5 protein-coding genes are annotated in these 6,742 nt (G+C 72.9%); 3 read left to right on the top strand and 2 right to left on the bottom strand.

Going from position 1 to position 6,742, the window contains the following annotated elements; all coding sequences use genetic code 11:
* Positions 1-141 precede the first annotated feature (141 nt).
* The gene (locus F8279_RS28640; protein ID WP_091425870.1) at positions 142-1,599 is read right to left on the bottom strand and encodes a diguanylate cyclase; all 1,458 of its coding nucleotides are present in this window, start codon (positions 1,597-1,599) and stop codon (positions 142-144) included.
* A 176-nt stretch (positions 1,600-1,775) separates the two neighbouring features.
* On the opposite strand from F8279_RS28640, the gene F8279_RS28635 reads away from it, so the two are divergent.
* The 3 genes from F8279_RS28635 (at position 1,776) to F8279_RS28625 (ending at position 5,405) form a co-directional block, all read left to right on the top strand.
* Positions 1,776-2,555 carry a phosphodiesterase gene (locus F8279_RS28635; RefSeq protein ID WP_091425866.1) on the top strand — a complete coding sequence of 260 codons (780 nt, stop codon included), beginning with the start codon at positions 1,776-1,778 and terminating at the stop codon, positions 2,553-2,555.
* A 12-nt stretch (positions 2,556-2,567) separates the two neighbouring features.
* Positions 2,568-3,260 carry a histone deacetylase gene (locus F8279_RS28630; RefSeq protein ID WP_151501602.1) on the top strand — a complete coding sequence of 231 codons (693 nt, stop codon included), beginning with the start codon at positions 2,568-2,570 and terminating at the stop codon, positions 3,258-3,260.
* A 402-nt stretch (positions 3,261-3,662) separates the two neighbouring features.
* Entirely contained in the window at positions 3,663-5,405 is a 1,743-nt protein-coding gene (locus tag F8279_RS28625; RefSeq protein ID WP_151501601.1) for a bifunctional UDP-sugar hydrolase/5'-nucleotidase, read from the top strand.
* Between the two features lie 88 nt (positions 5,406-5,493).
* Here the strand turns inward: F8279_RS28625 and F8279_RS28620 are convergent, their stop codons facing one another.
* A complete protein-coding gene (locus tag F8279_RS28620; protein ID WP_151501600.1) occupies positions 5,494-6,741 on the bottom strand; it encodes an MFS transporter in 1,248 nt (415 codons plus the stop codon).
* Position 6,742: the final 1 nt, after the last annotated feature.

Here is a 6,742-nt window from a genome sequence, read left to right as displayed (position 1 = left end):
CGCCTGCCGCCCTCCTTCTGGCGTCGATCTTGCACTTCCGGCCCCGGCTGTGGGGCATTTGCACCTTTCGACGGGGCAAGAAGTGCAAGATCGCGGGAGCGGGAGCGGGAGCGGGAGCGGGGAGCGGGGAGCGGGGCGGGGTTAGGCGGCGGAGAGGTGGACTCCGTCTCGGCCGTGGCGCTTGACCGCGTAGAGGGCCTGGTCGGCTCGGTGCAGGGTGCGCTCGGGCGACTCGCCGGGCCTCGGCAGGGCGATGCCGACGCTGATCGTGCGGCCGGTACGGCGGGCCGCCTCGGTGAGCCGTTCGGCGATCCGGACCGCCTCCTCCGGGCGGCTCACCTCGATCACTGCCACGAACTCGTCGCCACCGGTCCGGTACAGCTCGTCGCCCTGGCGCAACGCGCCCTCCAGAGCCCGGGCCAGCCCCACCAGCAGCCGGTCGCCGGCCTGGTGGCCGTACGTGTCGTTGACGTCCTTGAACCCGTCCACGTCGATCGCCAGCAGGGCGGTACGTCCCGGCGTCGCGGTGGCGATCCGCTGCCCGAACGGGCCGGTGTGCCGCAGCCCGGTGAGCGGGTCCGAGCTGGCCTGCTCGCGGAGCCGGGCGAGCGTACGCAACCGGTCCAGGCAGGTCCACGCCTGCCCGGCGAGCAGCTCGATCAGGTTGACCGTGGTCGGGTCGGGGCGTAGGCGCTGCTCGTCGGCGACGAGCAGTACGCCGCCGGAGGCCGGTGTGCCGACCGGCACCGCCACCAGCGTGCGTGCGCCGGCGCGGGTCAGCGGCAGGTACTCGTCGGTGGGCGGGTGGCCCGCCTCGCCCAGCGTGTACGCCGAGCCGTACCGGTGGGCCCGGTCGATCATGCGGTCGAGCCCGGCCGGCCCGGCCTCGTCCAGCTCGGCCCGGATCCGCGCCTCCAACTCGCCCGGGGTGCCGGTAGGCGCGCCGAGGCGCGGGCCGCGCCGGCCGGTGAGCACCAGCACGGCGGCGGAGAGCGCTGACACGTCCCGGGCCGCGGCGAGCGCGGCGGTCATCAGGTCCCAGTCGGTCGGCGCGGCGGTGAACGCGGCCGCGTGCCGGAGCAGCTTCTCACTGCGGCTCTCGGCCGGTGGCCCGCCGAGCGCGGCGATCCGCCCGCCGAGGCGGTCGGCCACGAGTTCGGCGGTCTCCCGCCAGGCCGCGAGCACGACCGGCTCGCTCCACTGGAGGTCGAGCACCCCGATCGGACGGCCGTCCGGGTCCCGTACCGGCACGCAGAGCTCGGCGGTGACGTCCGGGCGGACCTCGAGATAGTCGGGGTCGGCGCTGACGTCGGGCACGGCGGCGGTCAGGCCGGAGGCGTAGACCCGCCGCACCACCGAGGGTTCGGGCCGGTGACGGCCCGGCGGGGCGCTGTCGGCGGTCGCCGGCACGTGCGAGAACACCTGCCAGGCGCCGGTCGCGGCGACGCAGCGCAGACGGTCGTGGACGCGGAGCAGGACGGTGGCGGTCGCCGGTGTGTGCCGGGCGAGCGCGGCCACGGTCCACTGGCACGCCTCCGGGACGGTGGACGCCGTGGGGAGGCGCACCGTGACGTCGCGGAGGACTCGCTCGTGATCCACGTCGTTCCTGCTCGGAGGGGGTCGGGTCGCGATTAAGGGTACTCAGCGCAGCCGCCGCCGACCTTCGTACACATGTGCTATCCACAGGCTGTGGACGCAGCCTGTGGGCGAGATCGGGCCTGCGCGGGGAGGGCGCGCGGCGATAGCGTGAGGGCCGGGACCCGAGGAGGCCACCGATGCTCATCGCCCAGCTCAGCGACCCGCACGTGACCACCGGCCCGCTCGCGGCCGCCCCGGCCTCCGGGCTGCACCGGGCACTCGGCACGGTGCTCGCGCTGCGTCCCCGGCCCGACTGCGTGGTGATCACCGGTGACCTGACCGCCAACGGCCGCCCGGACGAATACCTCGCCCTGCGCGAGATCGTCGGTGCGTTCCCGCTGCCGGTGCACCTGGTGACCGGCAACCACGACGACCGCGAGTCACTGCTCGACACGTTCGGCGGCACCCCCTACCTGGCGGGTGGCTTCTCGGCGCACTACCACGTCGACCTGCCGGACGCGACGCTCGTGGTGCTCGACTCGCTCACCCCGGGCAGCCCTGGCGGACGCCTCGGCGACGAGCAGCTCGCCTGGCTGGACGGGGTGCTCGCCGGGCGTACCGACGCGCCCGCCGTCGTGTGCCTGCACCATCCGCCGGTCGCGGTGGGCGCACCCGTCATGGACGGCATGGGCCTCGTCGACGCCGACGCGCTCGCCGCCGTGGTCGGCCGTCACCCCCATGTCGTACGCGTCGCCGCGGGCCACCTGCACCGTCAGGTGACGAGCGCGTTCGCCGGTACGGTGCTGACCACCGCGCCGAGCACCTGGATCCAGGTGGGCCTGGCCATGACCGACGACGAGGAGCCGGGATTCCTCGCCGAGCCGACCGCCTTCCTGCTGCACCTGATCGCCGACGGCGGCTGCGTGACGCACACCGTCCAGGTCAGCCACGCCGCCGGGCGCACCTGCTGGTTCTGAGCCGCGCCGCCGATGCTCTGGTACGTCGCGTACGGCTCGAATCTGCACGCCGCACGGCTCGACTGGTATCTGCGTGGCGGGTGTCCACCCGGCGGGCTGCGCACGTACCCCGGCTGCCGGGACCGCCGGCCACCGCGCCGGACGGTTCCGGTGCTCATCCCCGGCGGCGTCTACTTCGCCGGCGAGTCGAGGGCCTGGACCGGCGGCATGGCGTTCTACGATCCGCTGCTGCCCGGCCGGGCGGCGGCGCGCGGCTACCTGGTGACCGTCGAGCAGTTCGCCGACATCGCCGCGCAGGAGATGTACCGGCCGCCCGGCGCCGACCTGGCCGGGATCCTCGCGGCGGTCGAGACCGGGCGGGCGAGGCTCGGGCCGTGCCGCTACGAGACGCTGCTGCGCGTCGGTGTCCACGAGGGCCTGCCGATGCTCACGTTCACCGCGCCGCACCGGGCGGTGGAGGTGCGGTGGACCCGGCCCGCTCCGGTCTATCTCGGGATGCTGGCGCGCGGGCTGCGCGAGGCGCACGGCTGGGACGCCGCGCGGACCGTCGGCTACCTGGCGGGCCGGCCGGGGGTGGCCGGGCGGTGGACGCGGCCGGCGTTGCGCAGGCTCGTCGCCACCGCCCACAGCGGACCCGCGACCAGCCCTCCGGGGCGTCAGTCGAGTTCGGACAGTTTGCTCGATATGCCGGGCCGTCGGACATGAACGACCGTTCGGTTCGCGATGGGTGTCCGGCAGGAGGTGATTCCGGCAAGGACGGTTGCCAGCGCAAGGAATTGCGCGTGACATGAGCGTCGGCGCCGGCTCCCTGTCCCTGGGAGCCGGCGCCTTCGAGAACGGCAGGCGTCGACAGCGCGCGCCGCGCGGAATGTCACCTGACCGTCATGTCCGACTCGTCCGGCAGACCGGTACGGGCCGCCCGGAGGCAACGACGATTCCTGATGCCGCCCCGTTCGACCTGGCGGCCGGTGGATGAGAAGCTACCCCGGCGGGGCGGCGTTCCCCCGAGTACCGTCCACCGCGATCGACACCTGTCACGGCACGGATCAGGGTCGCCGGGCGAACCATCGCCCGGACGCCACATACCGGCATCTCACGAGGAGTTCCATGTCCGTCACCGGGATGCGACGCCGGGCCGCCGTCGGCCTGGCCGCACTCGCCGCGACCGCGTTCACCGCGGTCGCCGTCACCCCCGACCAGGCCGAGGCCCGCCCGAAGCCGGTCGACGTCCAGTTGCTCGCGATCAACGACTTCCACGGCAACCTGGAGCCGCCGACCGGCTCCAGCGGCACCATCGAGGGCCAGCCGGCCGGTGGCGCGGAATACCTGGCCAGCCACCTGAAGTCGATGCGCGCCGCCGCCAAGCAGCAGGGCAAGGGCACTGTCACGGTCGCCGCCGGCGACCTGATCGGCGCCTCGCCGCTGCTCTCCGCCGCGTTCCACGACGAGCCCACCATCGAGGAGATGAACCTCGCCGGGCTGGAGTTCGCGAGCGTCGGCAACCACGAGTTCGACGAGGGCGCGGCCGAGCTGCTGCGCATGCAGCGCGGCGGCTGCCACCCGGTGGACGGCTGCGCCGACGGCACCCCGTTCGGTGGCGCCAAGTTCACCTACCTCTCGGCGAACGCGTTCAAGACCTCCACCGGCCTGCCGCTGATGCAGCCGTTCGGCATCAAGATCGTCAAGGGTGTCCCGATCGGCTTCATCGGGATGACCCTGGAGGGCACCCCGAACATCGTCAGCCAGCAGGGCGTCGCCGGCCTGCGGTTCACCGACGAGGCCGACACCGCCAACAAGTACGCCAAGATCCTGCGCCTGCTCGGGGTCAAGAGCATCGTCGTGCTGCTGCACGAGGGCGGCGTGCAGAACGGCGGCGGCATCAACGACTGCACCGGGTTCAGCGGCCCGATCGTCGACATCGCCAACCGGATGGACCCGTCCATCGACGTGATCGTCAGCGGGCACACCCACGCCGCGTACAACTGCAACATCAACGGCAAGCTGGTCACCAGCGCCAGCTCGTTCGGCCGCCTGGTCACCCAGATCGACCTGAAGATCGACCCGCGCACCCGCGACGTGGTGAGCGCGTCCGCGAACAACGTGGTGGTCACCCGGGACGTGAAGCCGGACCAGCCCTCGACCGACCTGATCAACCGGTACAAGACCGCGCTCGGCCCGGTGGCCGACCGCGTGGTCGGCGAGACCACCGCCGCGATCACCAAGACCCAGGAGAACCTGTACCAGACCGGGGTCGACGTCAACGGCAAGCCGACGTACCAGACCGGTGAGTCGCCGCTGGGCAACGTGATCGCCGACGCGCAGCTCGCCGCCACGGACACCGAGCAGAACGCGGTCGCCGCGTTCATGAACCCCGGTGGCGTACGCGCCGACCTCGACGCCGGCCCGGTCACCTACGCCGAGGCGTTCACCGTGCAGCCGTTCGCCAACAATCTGGTGACGCTGGACCTGACCGGCGCGCAGCTCTACTGCATGCTGGAGCAGCAGTTCACCGTGGCGCGCGTGCTCTACGCGTCCTCGACGGTCAACTACGTCGTGGACGTCAACGGCACCACCGCACCGGCCGGCACGCCGTGCGCCGGCACCCGGGTGGTCCGGGGCAGCCTCACCATCAACGGCACCCCGGTGACTGACACCGCCACCTACCGGGTCACCGTGAACAACTTCCTCGCCGGTGGCGGCGACGGCTTCAGCGTCCTGACCGGTGGCACCAACGCGGTGACCGGCCAGATCGACCTGGACGCCTTCACCGCGTACCTGACCGAGAAGTCGCCGGTCTCCCCGCCGGCGCTGGACCGGATCCGCACGACCACCGAGGTCGCCGCCGGCTGACGGCGCACCGCCGACGGGCCCCGGAGCGACGCTCCGGGGCCCGTTCGTGTCAGGCTGCGCAGCTTCGTCGCAGGCCGCCGGCTTCGTGTCAGGTCGCCCGCGCGGGCTCGGGCTCCGGCGTCGCGGCGGCCGTCGGGCGGCCGTCCTGCGCGGCGGTGAGCAGCGGACGCAGCGTCAGCGCGAGCACCGAGGCGGCCAGGCAGCCGCCCACCACGACGGCCACCCACACCCGCCCGTTCGCCGCGCCGATCAGCGGGCCGGCGGTGACCGGGCCGACCACCCCGCTGATCCCGAAGATCATCGAGCTCATCGCGTTGTACCGGCCGCGCAGCTCGTCGGTGGCGAGCGCGTTGGTCAGGGCGGGCATGACCGGCGACAGCATCGTCTCGCCGAACCCGAAGATCGCCGAGCAGGCCACCACGCCGAGCGCCGCGAGCACCGCGTTGCCGCTGCCCACCACGCCCGCCGCGCCGAGCACCAGCCAGGCGCCGGCGAAGACCGCGCCCACAGTGGCGAGTGCACGGGTACGGCTGCGCCCCTCCAGCCGCCGGATCACCAGCAGCTGCGAGAGCACGATCATCACGGTGTTCGCGGCCAGCGCCCACGCCACCACCCGGGGCGTCACCTCGACCACCCGGACCGAGTACGCCGCGAAGCCAACCTCGATCTGCGCATACCCGCAGGTGGTGAGCACCAGGCCGAAGATGACCAGGCGGCGGAACGGCCGGTCCCGCAGCACCGTGAGATAGCCGCCGGTCCTCCGGTCGTCAGCCTTCGCGCCCGTCGCCACGGCCGGCCGGCGCCCGACGTGCGGCAGGCTCAGCAGGATCAGCGCGGGCGTCAGGTAGCTCACCGCGTCCAGCAGGTAGATCACCTCGAAGGTGATCGGACGGGCCACGTCGATCACCGCGCCGGAGATCAGGCCGCCGGTGCCGATACCGAGATTGAGCAGCGCGAAGTTGAGCCCGAAGACGCGCTGCCGCTCGCCGTCGTCGGTCAGCGAGGCGAGGATCGTGTTCTGCCCGGCCCAGATCGCCGAGCTGCCGATGGCGACGAGCGTCATCACGCCGAACGCCGAGGCCGTCGAGTCGACCAGCGCCAGCGAGCCGGTGCCGATCGCCTCGATCACCAGGCAGGGCAACACCACCCGGCGTGCGCCGAACCGGTCGATGAACGTGCCGGCCAGCGGCGAGAGAGCCAGCGTGACCGCGCCGAACCAGCCGATCACCAGCCCGGCCCGGGTGTCGGTCAGACCGCGTACGTCGGTGAGGTAGATGAACAGGAACGGCAGGGTGAGGCCGCGCCCGACAGCGGAGAACAATGTGCCGAGCAGGATC

The sequence above is a fragment of the Micromonospora sp. AMSO1212t genome (assembly GCF_008868145.1).
GTDB lineage: Bacteria > Actinomycetota > Actinomycetes > Mycobacteriales > Micromonosporaceae > Micromonospora > Micromonospora tulbaghiae.
This window is presented reverse-complemented; position numbering and strand designations above follow the sequence as displayed.

Bases quoted from the DNA above. Each gene is read 5' to 3' on its own strand.
- F8279_RS28630 (WP_151501602.1), top strand. From the start codon at position 2,568: ATGCTCTGGTACGTCGCGTACGGCTCGAATCTGCACGCCGCACGGCTC.
- F8279_RS28625 (WP_151501601.1), top strand. From the start codon at position 3,663: ATGTCCGTCACCGGGATGCGACGCCGGGCCGCCGTCGGCCTGGCCGCA.
- F8279_RS28635 (WP_091425866.1), top strand. From the start codon at position 1,776: ATGCTCATCGCCCAGCTCAGCGACCCGCACGTGACCACCGGCCCGCTC.